Genomic DNA, 22,797 nt, shown 5'->3' with positions numbered 1-22,797 from the left:
TGGCGACACGCATCAGCCGACGCGCGCCACTCTTTTTAGCGAGTCAGGCTGACTGATGAAACCGTTGAGGGGCGACAAAGTCCGCAACAGCGCGCAGCACGTCCTTACGACTGATTTGTCCCACCAACTTTCCCTCTTCCACCACAGGGAAGCGACGCCGGCGATCATTAATGAAGCGTTCACTGACAGCCAGAATATCCTCCTCCGGCCCGACAACATCCACATCCACAGTCATATATTCAGCGACAGCGCCACCCAGAGATTCATAGTCGTAGTAACTGCCGCTCAGAATACTTTTCAGGCAATCCACTTCCGACAACATCCCGACAAGGTTTCCCCTGCCATCGACAACAGGGGCGCCGGAAATACTGTTTTTAAGGAGTTTATGAATAGCTTCAAACAGCTCTGTTTCAGGGGAAAAGACAACCAAATTGGTGGTCATGTAATCGCGCACTTTCACGGATCGCAACATGGGACTCTCCTAAGGCAGGCATTTGCTGATGGTTATTGTTAACCGCCCTGTCAGCGTTTTCCTTTAATTACGCTGATGCCTTAAAGATACGCCCATATACCTGAAACGCCAACCAATGAGCCCGGAGCGAACGCCCCGGGTTTGATGTCAGTCAATAATGACCTTATTCAAATACGATGGTTTTGTTCTCATGAACAATCACCCGGTCTTCCAAGTGATAGCGTAAACCCCGCGCAAGCACTTGCTTCTCCACGTCTTTCCCCAGCCGCACCATGTCTTCAATGGTATCGCTGTGGTTCACCCTGATCACATCCTGCTCAATAATTGGACCTTCATCCAGATCCTGAGTGACATAATGACAGGTTGCGCCAATCAGTTTGACGCCACGCTTGTACGCTTGATGGTATGGACGGGCGCCCGCGAAAGATGGCAGGAAGCTGTGATGGATATTGATGATGCGCCCCGTATACCGATCGCAAAGCTCCGGCGGCAGAATCTGCATGTAGCGCGCAAGAACGACAACCTCCGCATCCAGCGCATCCACCAACCGCTCCACCTCAGCGAATGCGACGGACTTGTCATCTGCATCCACCGGCACGTAATAATAGGGAATGTCATGCCACTCCACCATGCGACGCAAGTCATCATGATTGGAGATAACCCCGACAATCTCTCCATCCATCTCTTTCGCATGCCAGCGATGCAGCAAGTCCGCCAAACAATGGGACTCCTTGCTCGCCATCAGAACAATACGCTTGGGTTGCTGCGAATCCGCCACATGCCAGCACATCTGAAACTCCCGGGCGATAGGCTCAAACGCAATGCGAAATGAGTTCAGATCAAAAGGGAGCGAACTCGCCTTTATCTCATTCCTCATGTAGAACCAGCCGTTGGTTGGATCCGAATGATGGCTCGCTTCGGTCAGCCAGCCATTATAAGTAGCCAGAAATGTGGTTACTTTCGCAACTATACCGACCCGATCAGGGCAGGCGATTACCAGTCGATATGTTCTTTCCATTATTTTCCTACCAGCTGTGAGACGCCAGCGGGACGCGACAGACCTCTATGCGCTAAAGACTGCTTCGCACCGCTTAGCCATCGCAAAGTCCAACTCATGCAGACCTTTAATAGTATGACTCCACCAGGTAACCCTGACCTTACCCCACTCGGTCACCAGCTCAGGGTGGTGGTTAATTTCCTCAGCAATAGCGCCAACTTTGTTGGTGAATTCTAACGCCAAAGCGAAGTTTTTGAATTTGTAGTCACGGCTGATCATTTGCACGCCGTTACGCTCTTCCAAACGCCACTCGGGCACCTGACTCAAGTACTTCTCAAGTTTCGCCGGATCCACCTTTTCGGCGTCAGGTCTGCAGGCCTCGCAGCTTGGAATTGTATCGCTCATGCTTTTTCTCCTTGTTTTGAATTAAGCGTTTGCCGGGGCGCTCGCCCCAGCGTCGCTGTAGCCTAACTCTACAAGAAAGAGATCGCCAACATTTATCTTAGCCGACTATTTTTACAGCGCTTTCCGCAATGCGCTTACGCCATTCAGCTGGACCGGTCTGATGCACAGACTCACCATTTACATCCACCGCCACGGTAACCGGCATATCTTTCACTTCGAACTCGTAGATCGCCTCCATTCCCAGCTCAGGGAAAGCCACAACATTGGAAGAGCGGATCGCTTTAGAAACCAGGTAGGCGGCGCCGCCCACCGCCATCAGATAGACAGCCTTATTGTCACGAATCGCTTCGATCGCCACAGGGCCACGCTCAGCTTTGCCGATCATACCCATAAGACCGGTCTGCTCCAGCATAGTGCGAGTGAACTTATCCATACGTGTGGATGTAGTTGGCCCAGCAGGCCCAACCACTTCATCGCCCACGGGGTCCACAGGGCCTACGTAATAAATGAAGCGATTATTCAAGTCCACCGGCAAGGATTCACCTCGAGCCAGCATATCCACCATTTTTTTATGGGCCGCATCACGACCAGTCAACATTTTTCCTGACAGAAGCACTGTATCGCCGGGACGCCAGGACGCAATTTCCTCGCGAGTGACAGAGTCCATATTCACACGCTTAACGTTGGCGCCCACCTCCCAGGTAATTTCCGGCCATTCATCCAGATTAGGCGGCGTTTGCAGAGAAGGCCCGCTGCCGTCAAGTACGAAATGCGCGTGACGAGTCGCAGCGCAGTTGGGAATAATAGCGACGGGCTTGTTGGCGGCATGGGTCGGGTAGTCTTTTACCTTAACATCCAGCACCGTCGTCAAACCACCCAGGCCTTGCGCCCCGATGCCCAACGCATTTACTTTCTCGAAAAGCTCCAGACGCAACTCCTCGCTGCGGTTAGCTGCGCCACGCGCTTGCAAGTCCTGAATGTCGATAGGATCAAGCAACGCCTCTTTGGCCAATTCCATTGCTTTTTCGGCGGTTCCACCAATACCGATACCCAACATTCCAGGCGGACACCAGCCGGCGCCCATCTTCGGCACCTGCTCCAGCACCCACTCTGCAACAGAATCAGACGGGTTCAGCATAGCGAACTTGGATTTGGCTTCAGAGCCGCCGCCTTTCGCCGCAACGTGCACATCCACTTTGTCGCCAGGAACGACCTTCATGTGAATAATGGCGGGAGTATTGTCTTTCGTGTTTCTGCGCGCGCCATCAGGATCAGCCAAGACGGACGCCCGCAGAATATTGTCGGGGTGCAGGTAGGCGCGACGCACGCCTTCATTAACCATATCCTCGACGCTCATATCCGCATCCCATTGCACATCCATTCCAATGCTCAGGAACACCGTCACGATGCCGGTATCCTGACAGATAGGACGACGCCCCTCGGCGCACATACGCGAGTTGATCAGAATCTGCGCCAGCGCGTCCTTAGCGGCGGTGGACTCTTCGCGCTCATAGGCAGCATGAACCGCTTTGATAAAATCGACGGGATGGTAGTAGGAGATAAACTGCAGCGCATCGAATACGCTGTCGATGAGATCGTCTTGACGGATCACGGTGGTCATGCACGCACTCTCTTGTTACATGGTTCTTGGAGTAGTCACAGCTTTGGCTGACAACGACGCCTCCCAAAGGACGCCAAGTGCCCGCCTTATTTGATTTAGGCGGAAATTGTACCTAATTCGCCCCCCAAGTTCAGCCTTAAACTGTTAACGAATACAGCGCCTTTGCAACCGCAACCCCAAGGGCTGGGCCTAATCTATTTTCCCCATTTGTGAATTAGAGAGTCCACTCATAGAAAAAATGAGCTAAACTCCTGACGATGCATGAGAAAATCACCAAACGCCAGCGCCCTGATGACGCCAACACATCGGGCGAAAGGCTTATTTTATTGTGCGGCGTATGATTTCACTGCTTTAAGGCAGATGAAATCTAACCTATGCTGATAAAACTTTTTTGGCGCGGAACTGGAGCGAATAATTCAGTCACGCCGGGAACATTCTGAAAGCAATAATAAAAGGAAGAAGGTCCTACCTATGTTCAAGAAAACCTTTCTCAGTCTGGCGGTAGCGTCGGCGGTCACTTTATCGGGGTGTGGAGGCAACGGCGGCGGCAATGCTAATGCTGGAGCGCAAAATGAATTTGACGGGGATTTACCCGATTCACTAGAGGGGCAGTTTGAGGGTAAGGTTTGGCCACTGTTCAACCCTATCGCCAGCCTAGTCCCCGTCCCTAATGATCTCCTACTTGACCAGACTGCGGCGGACGGCACTTTTTCAGATTCAACAGCAAATTCAGTCTTGGCGGCCTTGGGGTCTTTAAGCGGCGCATCAACAATCGCCCCAATCGATATACCATTTTCTGGCATGCTGAATGGCGACAGCCTAAGCGCAGCTCCGTTTATTTCTTCTGGCGGAAGCCCAGTCCCAAACCCTAATCAAAACGTTTTTTTACTTGAGCTGGCTTATGCTAGTGGAGAACCAATTCAGGGCTTAACCATTTCCGAGCCCCCCACTATACCTTTAGCAGCTGGCGTATTATTGGCTAAAGCGCAAAGCGACTCCGCCACCGCAGCAGCCATTCTTGGTGCAGCGATAGCGGACGCACCAGCCATCAAAGCATCTGTTATAGAACTATCAAACGCCAGCACTTTAAGAATTCAACCAACCAAGCCGCTCAAGCCCAAGACCCGTTATCTGGTTATAGTCACCAACGAAGTCGAGGACGCCACAGGGCAACCCATATCCATGGATCCCAACTACTACCTTTTAACCGGTAGCGGAAATCTGCCCTCTTCCCAACTTGAACCTGTACGCACCATTATTAACAGCTTCTGGGAGCGAACTGCTGCTAGCTATTTCGCGTTAAATAACTCTACACGATCCAATCTGGGCAAGGACCCACTAACTGTCAACAACATCGCGCTAACGTACTCTTTCACCACATCTGGCGACGAAAAGGTGATGGAGTATATCGCCAATCCCTCAGAGTGGTTTAACGACCAAATAACCAGCTTCATTCGAATTTCTGCCGCTAAAAAGGTTCTTACATCAACCCCGACCGCTGACTATTCTGCTATTAAATCTGCTGCTGACGCAGCAGTAGCAGCATTTCCAACAACCGAGCAAATAGCTGCATTTTCGCCCATTTTCGATTCCGGCTACCCATGCTTTGGCGCAAACGGAGCCACTGCAATTGGTTGCGCCTCATCCGTACTTACGGCCAATTTCTCTTCGCTGCTCCCAACACCAAAAGCCCGGGAACTTAACTACACTAGCAGCAACACACCTGTAAATTTAGTTTCCGCCCTTACCAGCTCTTTGCTGACAACAACCAATAGCATCAACCCACTGGTATCCCAGGGAACCATCTCCACCCCCTATTACTTGGGCATACCAACCAGCGTCGACGGATCCACAATACAATCCAGCACCTGGACCGCCAACAAGCCGTTAGCGGATGCTCTCAATCTGGCATTCAGCAGCGCAGGACTAAAACTTCCTCAGGGAGACAGCAAGGATGATAACGGCAACCCTGTTGCCGCCAAGTCGACAGTTGTCAACTATGTTTTCCCATTCCCCACACAAGCGGACGCAAACACGGCAACACCAGATACTGCTGACCCACTCCCCATTCCGTGGCTGGCGATATACCCAGACAACACCACCGCCTGCCCCAAACCTCTGAAAACTGTGATATTCCAGCACGGCATCACCACAGACAGAAGCGCCGCATTATCAGTCGGCACAGTACTGGCGGAAAATTGTTTCGCCACTATTGCTATCGACCAAGTCGTACATGGCGTAGCTCCCGCATCCACAGAGAAAAAGCAAGGACTTGCAGCAACATTCTTACAGGCGGCTCAAGAGGCGTCACCTCCCCTACCTTCAGATTGGGGGCCAACAAGTACAAACATTCAACATGTGCTTGACGCTAAAATCACACTTGAATTCGTCAAACAGGAGGCAAGTTTAGACGAAGATTCCGCAAAGGCTTTAATACAACAAGTATTGTCAGGTGTTAAAAGCGGTAAGGACGCTCTTGATGCAGGCATTCTCGCCCTTACATCAATAGAAAACACCGTCGCCAATGCCGGCAGCACTATCCCCGGCATCGCCCATACGAGCAACGAGCGCCACTTTGACTACACCGCCAACGCAGCACAGCAGGCGGTGGCGATGAACTTTGATCCAGCCAGCGCTTCTGGCTCATCCGGCAGCCTCTTCATCAACCTGACTGGCTTTATCAACAGCCGCGACAAGAACCGTCAAGGCGTCATCGACCAGTTAAACCTGAGACAAACCATCAGCTCGATTGATCTGGACGGACCTGACGGCGGACTTTATGCTCCCGGCGACCTGGATAACAACAACGTGTTCTTTATGGGACATTCATTGGGCACACTTATTGGCACGCCGTTTGTCGCCGTCGCCAATAGCACGCCGATGGACAACATTAAAGCCGCCGCGCTGTTAACCCCCGCCTCAGGCATCGTGCGCATGCTGGAGAACTCTCCATCATTCGCACCCACTATTATTGGCGGCCTGTCCGCAGCCGGAATCGATCAAAAGACCACCAGCTATGAAACCTTCCTGGGAGTGTTTCAGGCTGCGCTGGACGCCGTTGACCCCATCAGCTTCGCTGATAATTTGAACACGTCGGTCAACTATAGCGGGAATTACCAGACTTCCGCTGACGATACCGGCGTATTGATGATTGAGCTGGCGGGACGCCCTGACGTGAACGGCAACGCCCAAATTGGCTATGTGAGCGATCAGACTAACGTCATTGAGACAGAAACCACCCAATTGACGACCAGCTTTGGAACGCCTTATCCAGACTTGTTATCCGGCGTGGACAAACTGGCTCAGCAAATGGGAGCGACCAACACGCTTGACGCTGCATCGCCTTCAGGCTCGCCCGATACGTTAATCAGCCGTCTGAGCTATGGCTCTCACGCAATGTACGTCCTGCCGATCGTATCCTCGTCGGAAGCCTCGTCCTATCCAGACGCCGCCGCGGAAACTGCACGCCGTAAGGCCTCATTTGCAGAAGGATTAACGGAGTCCATCACATTCTTTACTCTCGGGGGCGAGATTTCATCCGCTGCGGTAGACACCACTGCCGCCTTGGCGGGCGAAACGACCGGCCTGGAGACGGAAGCGGACTATCAAGCCAGAACTAACAAACAACTGAACCTTAGCAACTAAGACAAACAACAAACAAAGCGCCCTCCCTCGCGAGGGCTGCTGGACAGACATAAAAAAACCGCCGTTCAGGCGGTTTTTTATTTTGAGCCGAGTCCGGCGCTATTTCATGCTACGCCCTTTATCGGCCGCAATGCGCATGCGCAGTGCGTTCAGCTTAATAAAACCTTCTGCATCACGCTGATTATATACGCCGCCATCATCTTCAAAAGTAGCGATGCGGTCGTCGAACAGGCTGTCTTCAGACTTACGCCCTGCGACAACCACGTTGCCTTTGTAGAGCTTCACCCGCACCACACCATTAACATGTTGCTGCGATTCATCGATCAACTTCTGCAGAGCGAGGCGCTCTGGCGACCACCAGTAACCGTTGTAAATCAACTCCGCATACTTGGGCATCAGGCTGTCTTTCAAGTGCGCCAACTCTTTATCCAGAGTAATGGACTCAATGGCGCGATGCGCGCGCAGCATGATAGTTCCCCCTGGCGTTTCATAGCAGCCGCGGGACTTCATCCCCACATAGCGGTTCTCAACGATATCGAGACGTCCCACTCCATTAGCGCCACCAATCTTGTTCAACTTTTCGATGACTTCATGCGGGGCCAGAGCCTCGCCATCAATAGCGACGATATCGCCATTTTTATAGGTCAATTCCAGATAGGTCGCCTGATCGGGCGCCGCCTCGGGAGAGACGGACCAGCGCCACATATCTTCTTCCGCTTCCGCCCAAGGATCTTCCAGAATGCCGCCCTCATAAGAAATGTGCAGCAGATTGGCGTCCATGGAATAAGGAGACTTGCCCTTCTTCTTTTCCACCGCAATGTCATGAGTATCGCAATAGGTCAGCAGCTTCTCTCTTGAGGTCAGATCCCACTCACGCCAGGGCGCGATCACTTTAATGCCTGGCTTCAACGCATAGGCGCCCAGCTCGAAGCGTACCTGGTCATTACCTTTTCCGGTGGCGCCATGAGAAATAGCGTCAGCGCCAGTCTCGTTGGCGATCTCCACCAAACGCTTGGCGATCAAGGGGCGCGCGATAGAGGTGCCCAACAGATATTCGCCCTCATAAATAGTGTTGGCGCGGAACATTGGAAAAACAAAGTCACGTGCGAACTCTTCGCGCAGGTCTTCAATGAAGATCTGTTTGACGCCGAGCTTCTCCGCTTTGGCGCGGGCAGGCTCAACCTCTTCACCCTGACCGATATCAGCAGTAAAGGTCACCACTTCACAGTTATAGTTTTCTTGCAGCCACTTAACGATTACCGAGGTGTCCAACCCGCCCGAGTAGGCGAGCACGACTTTGTTGACCTTAGACATGACGATGCTCCCAAGAGATTACGAAAGGCGGTTATTCTAGGCCCTTCGTACAAAGTTTTCTATGGCTGAACAAGGGGACTGCGCCTCTCCATTCAAGGTGAGGCGCAGATTAGGGAGTCTGATTAAAAATGGAGCGCCATTAAAGCTCTTCTGTCGAAATATCCAGCAAATCATCTTTAGCCGGCGGTTCGGTCCCTCTTTCCAGCCTGACCGTAGCGCGACGATTTCGTGCCAGCTCTTTAGGGCCGGCGTTTTTAACCACGGGATAACGCTCACCATGATAGCGGGTGGTGATTTTCTCCGACGCGACGCCCTTCTCCGTCAGATAGGCGGTGACGGCTTCCGCCCGATCTTTGGAGAGTCGACGGTTGTAAATTCTGCGCCCCGTGGAATCCGTGTGTCCGTCGACAAAGATCGCCGTCACAGAAGGGTCAGCCTTCACGTATAAGACCACCTTGTCTAACTCTCTTTTATCCTGATCCGTCAGCACAGACTCATCCAGCTTGAAGAACACCGCCGTGCGTTCAACCTGACGAAAGTTCACAGGCAACAGTCCCGAAACGCAGGATAGATAGTCTTCGTAGTAGCGGGAAAAGTTGATGGAAGAAACCTCCACCCTGACAGTATCGTCATTGAAACGCGCACGACGCGTGAAGGTGGGCATCATCCCTTCCAGCAGACTGTCCATCATTTGCTCTGCTTTAGGATTATCCACGGTAATGGGATGTGGTTTATCCAATACAGCCACATAACCCAAGTCTCTGACGCTAACGCCAGGACGCCAACGCGGGGCCTCCAGCACCAGGGCCGCTTCGCCTTCGCGCATGGGGTTGCGTGAGGTGTCGAGATAGAATCTCAGTGATTCTCCCGCCTCCCGATAGAACACCGCCCTACCGTACTGCGGAATGTTATGCGTCAGCGCGCACTCAAATATGGAAGAAGATAAATACCACTGACTTTTCTCAATGCCCGCCGAAAAAGTCATGGCCTGTGTGGGAGCAGCCCCGCAAAGGGCGATCATGGAGGCGATTGTTAGTTTGCGCACGATAATCTCACTAACACTGTGATCACAACATACATTAACGATATTATCGGCCCGGCGCGGGAATTCTTTACCCTGAATCCTGTTCCATTCTGGTATACTTGCGTGCAGTTTTGTAACCCTGCTTTTCTGCATTGCCCTGGTGGTTGATACTCTATGTCTGACTTAGTCATTACCCGGCCCGACGATTGGCACCTTCACCTGCGCGACGGCGACGCCCTTGCGACGACTGTACCCGCGACAGCGCGCCTGTTTTCCCGCGCCATCGTCATGCCAAATCTGGTTCCTCCGGTCACCCACACAGCGCAGGCGGAAGCCTACCGCAACCGAATTCTGAGTCATATTCCCGCTGGCGCGGCGTTTGATCCGCTGATGACGCTTTATCTGACCAACAATACTTCTCCGGAGGAGATTGTCATCGCTAAGCAAAGCGGGATCGTTTATGGCTGTAAGCTTTATCCCGCAGGCGCCACCACCAACTCCGACGCCGGCGTCACTGATGTCGCCAATGTCTTTTCGGTACTGGAGAAAATGAGTGAAGTCGGCCTCCCGCTGCTGGTGCACGGCGAGGTAGTCCAGGCGGACGTGGATATTTTCGATCGTGAAAAGCGTTTTCTCGATGAAACCCTTGCGCCATTAGCTGAGCGCTTTCCTGATCTGAAGATCGTCTTGGAGCACATCACCACTCGTGATGCGGTGGAGTTTGTCAACCAGGCTGGCGCTAACGTCGCCGCCACCATTACGGCACATCACTTACTCTACAACCGTAACCATATGCTGGTAGGCGGCATTCGCCCGCATTTTTATTGTCTGCCTATTCTGAAGCGCTCTGAGCATCAGCTTGCATTGCGCGACGCCGCCGCATCCGGCAGCGATAAATTTTTCCTGGGCACAGACTCAGCGCCGCATCCCAAAGAAAAGAAAGAAGCGGCTTGCGGTTGCGCCGGCTGTTTCACCGCGCCCTCTGCGCTGGAGTTATATGCGGAAGCTTTCGATGAGCTGGGCGCGCTGGAAAAACTGGAAGGCTTCGCCAGTCTTCACGGCCCGAAGTTTTACGGCCTGCCAGCCAATAGTGGCAAAGTACGCTTGAGTAAACAGGATTGGACGATGCCGACCAGCATGGCGCTGGGCGACTCAACGATAGTTCCTTTCCGCGCTGGAGAGACTATTCGCTGGAAAGCCGAGCTGCTCTGACGCAGCTCCCCGCGCACATGTCTGTCGCGCAAAAATCTTTATTTCTCATAACAGTACAGCAGTGGCGGGAGACGTTCGCCACCTCAACCAAAAGTAGATAACCAGTGTCTGAATCGCAAAACCGCCCCAAATCCCCTCTCGCCAGACGTTTCCGCGGCTTTCTGCCTGTTGTGGTGGATGTCGAGACAGCCGGCTTCAACTCCAAGACCGATGCGCTACTGGAGGTCTCCGCCGTCATTATCAGCATGGAGGATGACGGCATGCTCTATCCTGAACCGCCCGTCAGCTTCAATGTAGAGCCCTTCGCCGGCGCTAATATCGAACAGGCTGCGCTGGAGTTTACTGGAATCGATCCGTTCAACCCTTTACGCGACGCCAAACCCGAGGCCGATGCGCTGAACGAGCTGTTCCGCCCTATTCGCAAGTCCGTGAAGTCCAACGGCTGTAATCGGGCGATCCTGGTTGGCCATAACGCCACCTTTGATCATTCGTTCTTGTTCGCCGCTGCGGAGAGAGGGGATGTAAAACGCAATCCGTTTCACCCATTTTCCACATTCGACACAGCGACATTGGCGGCGCTGGCCTATGGGCATACGGTATTGTCCAGAGCCTGTCAGCTAGCCGGCATTCCCTTCGACAATAAAGAAGCGCACTCCGCAGAATATGATGCAATGAAAACGGCTGAGCTATTCTGCGCTATCGTGAATCGCTGGAAAGAGCTTGGCGGCTGGACTACCGACCAGCAAGACTACGCGGACTGACCTCCGGGTTTTACTCTGTCCATATCGAATCAAAAAGCGCTGTTCACAGCGCTTTTCTTTTTGGAGTTACAGCCCTTCCTTCCAAACGCAAAAAAGGCCGCAAAAGCGGCCTTTTTCGTTAACTCGACAGCGATTACAGCTTGTCGGAGTTTTGAGACAGGTAATTAGCCACACCTTCTGGAGAAGCCTGCATACCTTTATCGCCTTTCTTCCAGCCAGCAGGACATACCTCGCCATGCTCTTCGTGGAATTGCAGTGCGTCAACCAGACGAATCAGCTCGTCTACATTACGGCCCAGCGGCAGGTCGTTAACGATCTGGGAACGCACAACGCCGTCTTTGTCGATCAGGAAAGCGCCACGGAACGCAACGCCGCCAGCGGACTCAACGTCAAACGCCTTGCAGATTTCGTGGTTCAGGTCAGCCGCCAGAGTGTACTTGACGGGACCGATGCCGCCTTTATCCACTGGCGTGTTACGCCATGCGTTGTGAGTGAAGTGTGAGTCGATGGAAACGCCGATCACTTCTACGCCGCGCTCTTTGAACTGCTCTACACGGTGATCCAGTGCAATCAGCTCAGAAGGACATACGAAGGTGAAGTCCAGAGGGTAGAAGAAAATCAGAGCATATTTGCCTTTGATTGCTTCAGACAGCTTGTATTCGTCTACGATCTGACCATCAGCCAGAACAGCGGGAACGGTAAAGTCGGGAGCAGGTTTTCCTACTAGAACGCCCATCGTTGTTTCTCCTAAATTACATTTTCTGTTTTGATGCAAGCATCAAAATACGCTTGTTATTTCAACAAATTATTGCAGCGATATGTTGCTGCGTTCAGAGGGTGAAAGACACCACACAAAAGTGGCGTAATCATACCTTTTCCACTGAACCAAGCCTATTGTCGCGCCATTTAATTTATTAATGGCGAGCATAGGTCCGCCCTATAAAATCACGGGGCCCTGCGAACCGAAATAATGCTAAAAAATTTTCGGGTTACGCAGCCTGAGCCAGCAAGTGTAGGTGTTTTGCCGCCAATTTTCTAATGCACAACAGCTTGATTCAGGCAGACTATGAGGATACTTGATAATGATAAGCAGGGCTCCGGCGCCAAGACCGGAACCCGTTTTCCGACAGCGCTAGAAGTTACCAGTGAATTCCCCGCATGATCGCCGCAAAAGCGACCTGCTCGGTGGAAACCTTGGGCTTCTCGCCGTCTTTACCGCCAGTGGCGGCGCTGGAGTCAGGGAACATCTTGAAGCCGGTGTTCATGATGATCTCACTAAACTTCGGCGCCATGGAATGCAGCACCTGCGCAAATACGCCCAGACGCGTAGCGATGCGCTTCGGACGATGAATAATCGCCTCCGCAATCAGATCCGCCGCTTCCTCTGGCGTCAGCGTTGGCACCGAGTCATAAATCTTGGTGGGGCTGATCATCGGCGTCCGTACTAACGGCATATTGATGGTGGTGAAGGTGACGTTCTTATCGGAGAATTCCGCCGCCGCACAGCGGGAGAACGCATCCAGCGCCGCCTTCGAGGCCACATACGCGGAAAAGCGGGGCGCGTTGGTCAATACGCCGATGGAGGAGATATTCACAATATGCCCCCGCCTCCGCTCCAGCATGCTCGGCGCAAACCCCATAATCAGACGCAATGAGCCGAAGTAGTTGAGTTGCATGGTGCGCTCAAAATCATGGAAACGATCAAACGCATGCTGAATGGAGCGACGAATGGAGCGGCCAGCGTTATTCACCAGTACGTCGACATGTCCCAGATCCTTAAGGACATTAGCGACAAAGCGATCGCAGTCTTCCAGATCAGAGAGGTCGACGGAGTATTCATAAATTTCGCCGCCCAACCCCTCCAGTTCTTTCTTCACTTCCTGCAGTTTTTCCAGGGTGCGCGCGGCGATCACGACTTTAGCCCCCGCCTCCGCCAGCTTGCGGGCGGCGCTCAAACCAATACCAGAGGTGGCGCCGGTGATCACGCAGACGCGTCCTTCCACCGCCCCACGTAAAGTACGGTCCTTATAAAGATCCGGGTCGAGGTGACGCTCCCAGTAATCCCAAATCGCCGGCGCATAATCCTGCAAGCGGGGCACAGAGATGTCGGTTCCTTTAAGCAGGCGCTCAGTCTCGCGATTATCAAAGCGTGTTGGGTAATTGATAAAGCTCATTACCTCGTCCGGAATCCCAAGATCGTTGAGCACAGCGGTTTTCATACGCTGCACTGGGGGCAGACGCGCAATCCCCTGACGAATCATCGGCGGAATAAACCCGAACATACGCGCGTCAATACGCATGGCCATCTTGGGAGCATGGCCGGCTTCCGCAAAAATATTGAGAATTTCGCCCACCTTATGAGGATCAGGATCAGTCAGGTGGAAGCACTTGCCGTCTTCGCCTTCCGCATGCGCGATGTGGTCCATCGCATCTACGACGAAGTCCACAGGCACAATATTGATGCGCCCGCCTTCCAGGCCAATGGTAGGCATCCACTGCGGCAATGCGCTACGCAGTTTCTGGATCAGCTTGAAGAAATAATAAGGGCCGTCGATTTTATCGATCTCACCAGTTTTAGAGTGTCCGACAACCATGCCCGGACGATAGACGCGCCAAGGCGTCTGGCACTCTTCCCGCACCACTTTTTCAGATTCATGCTTGGTGCGCAAATAAGGGTTATTCAGTTTTTCCGCTTCTTCGAACATGTCTTCGCGGAAGATGCCGCGGTAGAGACCCGCCGCCGCGATGGAGCTGACATGATGGAAGCAGCCGGCCTTGAGGCTATCGGCCAGCTTAACCGCATTCCGAGTGCCTTCAATATTCGCCTGCTCCTGACTTTCCGCAGAGGCCTGCATGTCGTAGATGGCCGCCAAATGGAAGAAATGATCCACTTTGCCCTGCAGCATGGCGACATCTTTTTCACTGACGCCAAGCATCGGTTCCGCCAAATCGCCGACAACGCCGACTACCTGCTCATCCGACGCACCCCAGCGTTCACGCAGCTCATCAAGCTTGGAGAGAGACGCCTCCCGCACCAATAAGTATACGGTTCCGCCGCGTTTTAATAATTTGGGAACCAGGAAACGACCGATAAATCCGGTGCCTCCTGTCACGAAGTAGTTCATATCCACTCCATTCCGGTTGATGTTTTTTAACTTTATTAATGAACCCAGCTCCACCGATTCAGTGCAAAGCTTTCCTGTTTTCCAGTTGTATAGCCTTTAAGTATGGCAAAGGTTTTTATTGTCGAATGCCTAGGCTATAAACCTTTACGAGTGTACTTATTTTTATTCCGCAACTCATTGTTTGTGTTAGAGCAATGGCTCGAAATATGGATTAGATCAAAATAACCACAATTTGATAAAGGCGACACTGACGGAAGAGGCTCTTCCGATACGTCCTAACCCGCATTGTAAGCGGGATGATGAGACATTGCGGAGCGTATAAACACCGGAGGCGAATTCAACGGATTTCGCGCAAGAAAAACACAAGGGATTAGAGTATTTGACCGACAAAGAGGCTCCGGCCGCCGCAGCGGCCGGTTCCATCGGAGGCGTCAGTACATGTGCTGGCCGCCATTGATAGACAGGTTGGAGCCGGTGATATAACCCGCCTCTTTCGCTGTCAAAAAGGATACCGCACGGGCGATTTCTTCCGGCTCGGCGAAACGCCCCACTGGAATCTGCGCCTTGATCTTCTCTCTGACTTCTTCCGCCACCGCCATCACCATTGCAGTGGCGACGTAGCCGGGGGAGATGGTGTTCACCGTCACGCCTTTGCGCGCCACTTCCTGCGCCAGCGCTTTGGTGAAGCCATGAATGCCTGCTTTGGCGGCGGAGTAATTCACTTGGCCGAACTGCCCTTTCTGGCCATTGATGGAGGAAATATTGACGATGCGGCCGTACTGCCTTTCCAGCATATCGTCGAGAAACTGCTTGGTGACATTGAAGACGCTGCTGAGGTTGGTGTCGATGACATCCTTCCACTGCTCAAACTGCATTTTTTTCATTACTGCGTCGCGGGTGATGCCGGCGTTATTCACCAACACATCGACCACCCCGTATTTTTCACGAATATCCGCGGCGGCTGCGGCGCAACTTTCGAAACTGGAGACATCCATGAGTTCGATCGCGATATCAAACCCACGCTCCCTCTGCTCAGCCCGCCAGGCTTCCGCATGAGCGCGCTTGGCCGGCGAGCTGCAGGTGGCGATCACTCGAAAGCCGTCCTCCGCCAAACGCTGAGAGATGGCGGTCCCGATACCCCCTGTTCCGCCAGTAACCAATGCAATGTGCTGTTCCATGTCAATCTCCTTATTTGTTTCCAATGCGAGTTTCTGTCCAGTGCGAAAAGTCGCATTTTGGATACTATTTATTCTATGTGACAGCTTAAATTAGACCTTCGCCGAGGGGGCCCGTCTTGACCAGCGTCAAGAGTTCTCCTACTGCCTGCATCCGATTTTTCTCATCGCAATAATGATCACTATTTTCGCGCCTCAAAGAGCCCGCTAAACCGGGCAATAACGTCGTACGGGAGAGATTTCCGCAAGCGGATGAAGTCTCACATTAAGATTCCTTAAGCAGGTCGGACTCAAGAACCATTGTGATATACTCGGCCCATGTTTAACCTGATGTGGCCGCCATGACCAATAAAGACCAGAGATACATCCGCATCGCGCAAGCCTGTTTGCGCGCCATCAACGAAACCTCCACCGACAAGGACGCTCTGCAGGAAAACATCCGCAAAGTTTACGAAGCTATCGATATAGCGTTTAAAAAAGAGTTTCTGATCATTGAACAAAACGCTGGCATCGCTGAAAGCGCGTTGAAAAAAATCAGCGAACTCAGCGCCAGGGAGTCCGTGAGCGAGGCCAAAACCATCGCCTCAGCAGCGCTGGAAGCCCTGCAGCAAGCCAACCAACCCGCCAAACATCATTGAACAAAGTCTTGGCGGGCGTGTCTAAGCTAACCGGATATTGGCTTCGCCGGCATAGCAAAAGACTGCAACGGCCCGCCAATTTATCCCGCAAAACACCTATACTCAGTAAATGGCCTTAAGTTATGCGATCAAGAACCCTTAGCGTTGCAGCCGCCGGCACTTTGATCCTGGTTTTTAGTTTTATTTCCGCTTGCAGCGTTCTCAATAAAAGTCCTAACACTATGCCCTCAGTGAACAACAACATAGCCAAAAGCCCGAATGACAAGCGACTATATCGGGCTGTCACGCTGGACAACGGTTTACAGGCGCTGTTGATATCCGACCCGGAAACCGATAAAGCCGCCGCCGCGATAGATGTGGACGTGGGCAGCGGAGCCGATCCAGTCGGTCGGGAGGGGCTGGCGCACTTCCTGGAGCACATGCTGTTTCTGGGAACGGAAAAGTACCCCCAGCCTGACGAATACCAGTCTTTTATCAACCAGCATGGCGGCTCTCACAACGCCTTCACCGCTTTCGATCACACCAACTATTTCTTCGACGTGGACGCCGACGCGCTGGAGCCAGCGCTGGACCGTTTCAGCCAGCAGTTTGTCGCGCCTTTGTTTTCCGAAGCCTATGTTGAGCGTGAGAAGAATGCCGTACATTCGGAGTACACCTCAAAACTGCGGGAAGACAGTCGCCGCTTTTTCGCTGCGGTCAAACAGGCCATCAATCCGGACCACCCCATGGCCAAGTTCGCCGTCGGCAATCTGGAAACCCTGGCTGACCGTCCTGGCGAAGACGTCCGCGACGCACTGCTCAAGTTTTACGAGCAACACTACTCCGCGGACATCATGAAGCTGACCGTCTATGGCAAAGAGCCATTGGACACGATGGAAGCCTGGGTGAAGGAAAAGTTCAGCGGCGTGAAAAAGCGCGACATCGAGCACAACCAGAAACGGCCTCCGCTATTCAAACCCGGCGCAGCGCCGACACTGTTGTCCGTCAAACCGATCAAAGAAAAGCGCTCGTTACACTTGATGTTTGAAGCGCCGCCGATTGAGCCTTATTACCACGCCAAACCGGTGTATTACCTGACCAACCTCATCGGTCACGAAGGCGAAGGCAGTCTGCTTTCCTGGTTGAAACAGCAGAATCTGGCGGAGGGTCTGTCTTCCGGCCTGTTCACCAGCGAGGAAGACAGCTCCGTAGTCAGCGTCTCCATCACTCTGACCGAGAAAGGCCAAAAGAATTGGATCAAAGTTGTCCGTGACGTATTCACTTACATCAACCTGATCAAGCAACAGGGTATTGAAGAATGGCGCTTCCAGGAGCAGGCGAAGATGCTGGATATCGCCTATCGCTTCCAGGATCAGGCCGCGCCCATTCACTATGTGAGCAGTCTGGCCGGACGCCTGCAGGATCACTCTCCTGAGCAAGTGCTGCGCGCGCCTTACGCCATGGACGACTACGACGCCAAGGTGCTGAAAGAATTCGCCGATCGCTTGAGCCCGGAAAATATGCTGGCGGTGCTGTCCGCGCCTGAAGTCGCCACCGATAAAACTGAGCGTTGGTACGAGACGCCCTACAGCGTGCGCGCTTTCTCCACAGAGGAAGACGCCGAGATCCGCTCACCGGATCAACAGGCCGCCATTCATCTGCCGGGGCCCAATGAATTCATACCAGACGATCTCGACTTGCTGGCCGGCCCGGACATGACCGTGCCCGAGAAGATCTATGAGCATCCGGGATATGAGGTCTGGTTCGCTAAAGACCTGTCTTTCGACTCTCCCAAATCCAGCTTCTACTTGAGTATTCGCTCGCCGCTGGCCAACAAGAGCCCGAGAGATCAGGCGCTGACGGAGCTGTTTATCTCCCTGGCCCGGGACGAGTTAAGCGAATACTCCTACCCCGCCTACCTCGCCGGGCTGGATTTCAAGCTCTACAAGCATTTGCGCGGTATAACGCTTCGCATCGACGGCTTCAGCGACAAACAACCCGTGCTGCTGGAACGGATTCTGACTACGTTAAAGCATCCTGAACTGCGCGAAGACCGCTTCAATCAGTTCAAGAAAGATATGTTGCGCGACCTGAAAAATGCGATTCAGGACAAACCTTTTGAGCGCCTTGCGTCAGAAGCGCGGACTTGGTTGCTGCAACCTTACTGGACGGAACAACAACAGATTGAAGCGCTGAAAAAGATCACGCTGGATGACGTGCGCGCGTTCGCGCCCACTGCGCTCAAGGATATCAATCTGGTCGCGCTCGCCCACGGCAATATCTCCCGTGAGCAGGCGCTGCACGCCGCCAAAGTAGTGGAAACACAACTAATGGCCGGCGCCAATATCGTCAATGTGCAGAAAAGCGCCGTGGTGGACATTCAAGGCGGCGACTGGTTTAAAGAGATCAGCACACCGCACCAGGACTCCGCCTACCTGTATTATGTCCAGGGCCCAGGAAAAACCTATGCGGACCGCGCCGCGTTCGGTTTGATCGCACAGATCATTTCCCCGGAATACTACAACGATATCCGCACAGAAGCGCAGATGGGCTATGTTGTGTTCGCCACGCCTTATACGCTGCTGGATACGCCAGCTCTGGCTTTTATCGTGCAATCTCCGTCGCACACGCCAAAGCAAATCCACACCGCCACCGAGAACTTCATCGCGCGTTTTGCGAAAGAGTTGCGTCTGCTGCCTGAAGCGGAGTTTGAGAAACACAAGGCGGCGTTGAAGGCGCGCCTGATGGAGAAAGATCAAACCCTGGAGCAGCGCTCCGACCGGTTCTGGACGGAAATTGACGTTGGCAATGAGCAGTTCGACACCCTGAACCAGATCGCCAGCGAAGTGGACAAACTCAGCCTTGATCAGCTGGCGAACTACTTCGACAGGCAGTTTGTGACAGATAAGAGCGCGCTGCTGGTGGTCACCGATGGCGACAAGAACGGCGTACACTGGCGTCCCGGAAAAGCGGAGCCGTTGAAGGACAAAGAGAGCTGGCTCAACGCAAACAAGCTGTTTCCGCTTCGAGCCAAATACTGACAGACTCTGCAGCGAAACCCGCTCCAATAAAAAAAGACCCGCATCATGCGGGCCTTTTTCGTTACGCTATCCACTGGCAAGAGTCAGGCGCCGTGGCTATGGCGCCGTCCAGGATCAGAAGTCCATGGGAATAATGGACTCACCGTATAAGTGCAGATCCTGAAGAATGGACAACTGAAACGGCGTGATATCCGGGTTAGCGGCGAGCTGCTCCAGCTTCTTGAAATACGCCTGAAAGCTGATTGAGGCGCCGCTGGATTCCCCCGCTAAACGGTGATAGCGATACCGCTCCCATTTCTCCATTTCTTCTTCATTCAGCGTGCCAGGAAAGTTTCTCGCCCGATAACGGAAGAGCATCTCCTGCAGCCGCGGATCTTCAAAAGGCAGTTCCAGCTCCCCCAGCACTTCCGGCGACTGCTCATGAATAAACGTCATCAGCTCGCGATCGTTGTTACTGAAAAAGCCGCCACTGTAGAGCATCAGGTCCGGATCGGTTTCGCTGTCATCCATAGGCTCGTTGAACACTTCCGCCACCAGTTGCTGAATATTCGCTACCTGTCGCAACGCCTGCAGGTGCGATCTCAACTTGTCGCCGTCCAGCTGGAAACCGCGCAATCTTTCCGGGTCCATGGTCTTGAGAATTTTGCTCTCCACCAGAATCGGGCATTTGTTCAGATGCACGACTTTCAGCGGGATACGCTCCGCGCCTTCAGGAAGGTCCTCATTTGAGGTGAAAATGCGCTCTCGAATCTTCTCCACCGGCAAGTGCGTCCAAGTGGATGGATCGGCGCGCAAATCATAAACGATCACGCCGTTGGGATTAGTTGGATGACGCGCGATGGGCGCCACCATGGCGCAACAGCCCATTGCCGCGGGGAACTTGGAGGAGACATGAAACAGGGGCTTCATGCGTTCGATATCCACCAACCCTTCCAGAACTTTCTTATTGCGATGGCCAAGCACGTAGTCATACAACTTGGGTTGCGCCGTCTTGATCAGACGCGCCACGGCGATGGTGGCGTACACGTCGGACATGGCGTCATGCGCCGCCTCATGCGTCACTCCATTGGCCTTGGTCAACTCTTCCAGGCGAAAACTGGGGACGCCCTCCGCGTTCCTAGGCCAGTTTATGCCCTCGGGCCGCATGGCGTAGGTAAGCCGCACCATGTCGATAACGTCCCAACGGGAGTTGCCGTTTCGCCATTCCCGGCTGTATGGATCGTAGAAGTTGCGATATAGCGTATTGCGGGTGACTTCGTCGTCGAAGCGGATGCTGTTGTAGCCAACCACACAGGTTCCCGGACGCGAAAACTGCTCGTGGATCAGACGGATAAACTCCGCCTCGCTCACGCCCTCCGACAGCGCCTTCTGCGGTGTGATGCCGGTGATCAGGCAGGCTTCCGGTTGCGGCAATACGTCTTCCGCCGGCTTGCAATACATCACCAGCGGCTCTTCGATGGGGTTGAGATCCAAGTCCGTGCGAACGCCCGCAAACTGTGAGGGTCTGTCTCTGCGGGGATCTGCGCCCCAGGTCTCGAAATCGTACCAATAAAAGGTGTCAGCCATTTAACTACTCTGAGTCGTCAATCAGGCGACCATGTTAGCCAATAGCGCCCCGTTCGTCATGTTGGATTCCCGGAGCAATGCTGGCACAGCATTTGAATAAGTTCTGAATATGTCAGGAATACGTGCTTTCCAATGTCGGAAAAAACGCACTCAGAGATAACAAGGTAGCCGTCATGGGTTTAATTCGCACTTTATTTGAATACGGAAATCAGGCGTACGAAGGCCTGAAACAGCCCACCGCCGCCCAGCAGACAAAAGCCGGCGCGGCCATGGACAATCTTCCTGAGCCAGGAACCGTGACCCTGTCGGGCCAGCAGCAGGAACAAAGCTCCCGTCCCCGGGTCATGATCAAAGAGTTCCAACAAGGCGTCGGGCAAGATACTGCCTTTGTACAGCAGACCCTCAGGCAAAAGCTTGCCGAGTATGGCGTCGCCAGCGTACGCGGACAGGTTCGCCTGGGTCGCAGCGAGACCGGCGCGCTGGAAATTTCAGGCGCCATTCCGACGGAAGCCAAGCAGAAGATTGAAGCGGATATCAACCGCAACCCGGATATCAAGCAAACGTTCGTGCGCCTGAGCAATCAGAAGCCCGCACTGGATTACGTTCAGAACGTCATGCGTCTGCAGAATGCCTACGGCGGCGACAACTCACTGTTCAGTTCGCTGCTTTCCTCCAATCCGCAGAACAATTCCCTGCAGGACATCGTGCAGCGCTTCCACAAAATGGGGTCAGCCGCTGCGGAAATGACCGCAAATTCCGGCTCCGCCTTCTCCATCTCGATCAGTTGATGCGAGGCGCCGCCGGGATTCCGGCGGCGCATTCATTCAGAAGCCGGAGATATCGCCTGCGCCTTCCCTTAGGATTACCGGCGCATCGTCGGTCAGATCGACTACCGATGTGGGCTCCATACCGCAGAAACCGCCGTCAATGATCAGATCCACTGCATGCTCCAGCATCTGGCGGATCTCATAAGGATCGGTCATTGGCATTTCTTCGCCAGGCATAATCAGCGTAGAACTCATCAGCGGCTCGCCCAGCTCTTCAAGCAGCGCCTGCGCAATGCGGTTATCAGGCACCCGAATGCCGATCTGCCGTCGTTTCGGATGCAGCAGCCGGCGCGGCACTTCCGAAGTCGCCGTTAAAATGAAGGTATAGGCGCCGGGGGTGTGATTTTTCAACAGGCGATACGTACTGTTATCCACCTTGGCGTAGGTGGAGATGTCGCTCAAGTCCCGGCACACCAGGGTAAAGTTATGCTTATCGTCCAAGCGACGAATGCTCTTGATGCGGTCAGCTGCGCTTTTATCGCCAATGGCGCACCCCAGCGCATAGCCGGAATCCGTGGGGTAAACGATAACGCCCCCGTTGTGGATGATTTCCACCGCCTGACGAACCAGACGGGCCTGCGGGTTATCTTGATGAATCTGGAAAAACTGGCTCATTGACCGCCCTACTCCGTTTTGGCTTTTTTGCTGCCGCCCATGCAGTTGGGCGAGTCCGGGGCCTGGCCTTTTTCCAGCCATTCCTGTGGGGTGAATGTGTGCAGCGCCAGCGCGTGAATGCCCTGTTGCATCAACTCTCCCAGCACCGCATACACCTTCTGATGCCGTTGTACGGAACGCATGTCCGTAAACTGCGGCGTCACCAGCACCACTTTGAAGTGGGTTTCTGAATTGGGAGGAACGCTGTGCATATGGCTTTCATTGATCACCTCCAGGTGCGTCGGAGTGAAAGCCTCTTTTAACTTATTCTCAACAGAGATCTGGATTTTCATATTTTATTCAGCAGATAGGATTAGACAGCAAGCCGCCGCGACGGGACC

The 22,797-nt window shown here is 53.5% G+C and carries 18 protein-coding genes; 6 read left to right on the top strand and 12 right to left on the bottom strand.

Translation table 11 applies throughout. From position 1 onward, the window contains the following. Positions 1-43: 43 nt before the first annotated feature. From EUZ85_RS10520 to EUZ85_RS10505, 4 genes are all read right to left on the bottom strand, one after another. Positions 44-472: a CBS domain-containing protein gene (locus EUZ85_RS10520; RefSeq protein ID WP_127969254.1), complete on the bottom strand. Its 429-nt coding sequence runs from the start codon at positions 470-472 to the stop codon at positions 44-46. A gap of 163 nt (positions 473-635) precedes the next feature. Next, positions 636-1,490 carry a formyltetrahydrofolate deformylase gene (gene purU, locus EUZ85_RS10515; protein ID WP_127969253.1) on the bottom strand — a complete coding sequence of 285 codons (855 nt, stop codon included), beginning with the start codon at positions 1,488-1,490 and terminating at the stop codon, positions 636-638. A gap of 45 nt (positions 1,491-1,535) precedes the next feature. After that, positions 1,536-1,874, bottom strand: a complete 339-nt coding sequence (locus EUZ85_RS10510) for a 4a-hydroxytetrahydrobiopterin dehydratase (protein WP_127969252.1) — start codon at positions 1,872-1,874, stop codon at positions 1,536-1,538. Between the two features lie 97 nt (positions 1,875-1,971). Beyond that, complete coding sequence (locus EUZ85_RS10505) at positions 1,972-3,495, bottom strand: fumarate hydratase (RefSeq protein WP_127969251.1); 1,524 nt, start codon at positions 3,493-3,495, stop codon at positions 1,972-1,974. A gap of 471 nt (positions 3,496-3,966) precedes the next feature. On the opposite strand from EUZ85_RS10505, the gene EUZ85_RS10500 reads away from it, so the two are divergent. Then, entirely contained in the window at positions 3,967-7,140 is a 3,174-nt protein-coding gene (locus EUZ85_RS10500; RefSeq protein ID WP_127969250.1) for an Ig-like domain-containing protein, read from the top strand. Positions 7,141-7,239: 99 nt separating this feature from the next. Here the strand turns inward: EUZ85_RS10500 and EUZ85_RS10495 are convergent, their stop codons facing one another. Beyond that, a complete protein-coding gene (locus tag EUZ85_RS10495) occupies positions 7,240-8,454 on the bottom strand; it encodes an argininosuccinate synthase (protein WP_127969249.1) in 1,215 nt (404 codons plus the stop codon). A gap of 139 nt (positions 8,455-8,593) precedes the next feature. Further along, the gene (locus EUZ85_RS10490) at positions 8,594-9,499 is read right to left on the bottom strand and encodes an OmpA family protein (protein WP_241567009.1); all 906 of its coding nucleotides are present in this window, start codon (positions 9,497-9,499) and stop codon (positions 8,594-8,596) included. A gap of 153 nt (positions 9,500-9,652) precedes the next feature. Between EUZ85_RS10490 and pyrC the strand changes: the two genes are divergently transcribed. After that, positions 9,653-10,690 carry a dihydroorotase gene (gene pyrC, locus EUZ85_RS10485; RefSeq protein ID WP_127969247.1) on the top strand — a complete coding sequence of 346 codons (1,038 nt, stop codon included), beginning with the start codon at positions 9,653-9,655 and terminating at the stop codon, positions 10,688-10,690. Positions 10,691-10,794: 104 nt separating this feature from the next. Then, entirely contained in the window at positions 10,795-11,451 is a 657-nt protein-coding gene (gene rnt / locus EUZ85_RS10480; protein WP_127969246.1) for a ribonuclease T, read from the top strand. Between the two features lie 133 nt (positions 11,452-11,584). Here rnt and EUZ85_RS10475 read toward each other — a convergent pair whose 3' ends face one another. The 3 genes from EUZ85_RS10475 to phbB form a co-directional block, all read right to left on the bottom strand. After that, on the bottom strand, positions 11,585-12,187 hold the full coding sequence (locus tag EUZ85_RS10475; protein ID WP_011398748.1) for a peroxiredoxin: 603 nt from the start codon (positions 12,185-12,187) through the stop codon (positions 11,585-11,587). Between the two features lie 403 nt (positions 12,188-12,590). Beyond that, the gene (locus EUZ85_RS10470) at positions 12,591-14,576 is read right to left on the bottom strand and encodes an SDR family oxidoreductase (protein WP_127969245.1); all 1,986 of its coding nucleotides are present in this window, start codon (positions 14,574-14,576) and stop codon (positions 12,591-12,593) included. A gap of 431 nt (positions 14,577-15,007) precedes the next feature. Then, positions 15,008-15,754, bottom strand: a complete 747-nt coding sequence (gene phbB / locus EUZ85_RS10465; RefSeq protein ID WP_127969244.1) for an acetoacetyl-CoA reductase — start codon at positions 15,752-15,754, stop codon at positions 15,008-15,010. Positions 15,755-16,092: 338 nt separating this feature from the next. On the opposite strand from phbB, the gene EUZ85_RS10460 reads away from it, so the two are divergent. Both EUZ85_RS10460 and EUZ85_RS10455 read left to right on the top strand, forming a co-directional pair. Then, entirely contained in the window at positions 16,093-16,389 is a 297-nt protein-coding gene (locus EUZ85_RS10460; protein ID WP_127969243.1) for a hypothetical protein, read from the top strand. Positions 16,390-16,610: 221 nt separating this feature from the next. After that, positions 16,611-19,409, top strand: coding sequence for an insulinase family protein (locus EUZ85_RS10455; RefSeq protein WP_241567008.1), 2,799 nt, complete (start codon positions 16,611-16,613; stop codon positions 19,407-19,409). Positions 19,410-19,523: 114 nt separating this feature from the next. Here the strand turns inward: EUZ85_RS10455 and sbcB are convergent, their stop codons facing one another. Continuing rightward, on the bottom strand, positions 19,524-20,975 hold the full coding sequence (gene sbcB, locus EUZ85_RS10450; protein WP_127969241.1) for an exodeoxyribonuclease I: 1,452 nt from the start codon (positions 20,973-20,975) through the stop codon (positions 19,524-19,526). A 173-nt stretch (positions 20,976-21,148) separates the two neighbouring features. Between sbcB and EUZ85_RS10445 the strand changes: the two genes are divergently transcribed. Continuing rightward, a complete protein-coding gene (locus EUZ85_RS10445; protein ID WP_127969240.1) occupies positions 21,149-21,763 on the top strand; it encodes a hypothetical protein in 615 nt (204 codons plus the stop codon). Positions 21,764-21,799: 36 nt separating this feature from the next. Here EUZ85_RS10445 and EUZ85_RS10440 read toward each other — a convergent pair whose 3' ends face one another. Together EUZ85_RS10440 and EUZ85_RS10435 are read right to left on the bottom strand one after the other, a co-directional pair. Next, the gene (locus EUZ85_RS10440; RefSeq protein ID WP_127969239.1) at positions 21,800-22,417 is read right to left on the bottom strand and encodes an L-threonylcarbamoyladenylate synthase; all 618 of its coding nucleotides are present in this window, start codon (positions 22,415-22,417) and stop codon (positions 21,800-21,802) included. Between the two features lie 8 nt (positions 22,418-22,425). Beyond that, the gene (locus EUZ85_RS10435; protein ID WP_011398756.1) at positions 22,426-22,749 is read right to left on the bottom strand and encodes a BolA family transcriptional regulator; all 324 of its coding nucleotides are present in this window, start codon (positions 22,747-22,749) and stop codon (positions 22,426-22,428) included. Positions 22,750-22,797 lie beyond the last annotated feature (48 nt).

Origin of the sequence: Hahella sp. KA22 (genome assembly GCF_004135205.1) — a bacterium.
Lineage (GTDB): Bacteria > Pseudomonadota > Gammaproteobacteria > Pseudomonadales > Oleiphilaceae > Hahella.
The sequence above is the reverse complement of the archived record's forward strand: the minus strand, read 5'-3'. Positions and strand labels throughout refer to the sequence as shown.

Bases quoted from the DNA above. Each gene is read 5' to 3' on its own strand.
- EUZ85_RS10495 (WP_127969249.1), bottom strand. From the start codon at position 8,454: ATGTCTAAGGTCAACAAAGTCGTGCTCGCCTACTCGGGCGGGTTGGAC.
- EUZ85_RS10510 (WP_127969252.1), bottom strand. From the start codon at position 1,874: ATGAGCGATACAATTCCAAGCTGCGAGGCCTGCAGACCTGACGCCGAA.
- EUZ85_RS10500 (WP_127969250.1), top strand. From the start codon at position 3,967: ATGTTCAAGAAAACCTTTCTCAGTCTGGCGGTAGCGTCGGCGGTCACT.
- EUZ85_RS10520 (WP_127969254.1), bottom strand. From the start codon at position 472: ATGTTGCGATCCGTGAAAGTGCGCGATTACATGACCACCAATTTGGTT.
- EUZ85_RS10475 (WP_011398748.1), bottom strand. From the start codon at position 12,187: ATGGGCGTTCTAGTAGGAAAACCTGCTCCCGACTTTACCGTTCCCGCT.
- EUZ85_RS10445 (WP_127969240.1), top strand. From the start codon at position 21,149: ATGGGTTTAATTCGCACTTTATTTGAATACGGAAATCAGGCGTACGAA.
- EUZ85_RS10455 (WP_241567008.1), top strand. From the start codon at position 16,611: ATGCCCTCAGTGAACAACAACATAGCCAAAAGCCCGAATGACAAGCGA.
- EUZ85_RS10505 (WP_127969251.1), bottom strand. From the start codon at position 3,495: ATGACCACCGTGATCCGTCAAGACGATCTCATCGACAGCGTATTCGAT.
- EUZ85_RS10470 (WP_127969245.1), bottom strand. From the start codon at position 14,576: ATGAACTACTTCGTGACAGGAGGCACCGGATTTATCGGTCGTTTCCTG.
- EUZ85_RS10440 (WP_127969239.1), bottom strand. From the start codon at position 22,417: ATGAGCCAGTTTTTCCAGATTCATCAAGATAACCCGCAGGCCCGTCTG.
- phbB (WP_127969244.1), bottom strand. From the start codon at position 15,754: ATGGAACAGCACATTGCATTGGTTACTGGCGGAACAGGGGGTATCGGG.
- sbcB (WP_127969241.1), bottom strand. From the start codon at position 20,975: ATGGCTGACACCTTTTATTGGTACGATTTCGAGACCTGGGGCGCAGAT.
- EUZ85_RS10460 (WP_127969243.1), top strand. From the start codon at position 16,093: ATGACCAATAAAGACCAGAGATACATCCGCATCGCGCAAGCCTGTTTG.
- EUZ85_RS10435 (WP_011398756.1), bottom strand. From the start codon at position 22,749: ATGAAAATCCAGATCTCTGTTGAGAATAAGTTAAAAGAGGCTTTCACT.
- pyrC (WP_127969247.1), top strand. From the start codon at position 9,653: ATGTCTGACTTAGTCATTACCCGGCCCGACGATTGGCACCTTCACCTG.
- purU (WP_127969253.1), bottom strand. From the start codon at position 1,490: ATGGAAAGAACATATCGACTGGTAATCGCCTGCCCTGATCGGGTCGGT.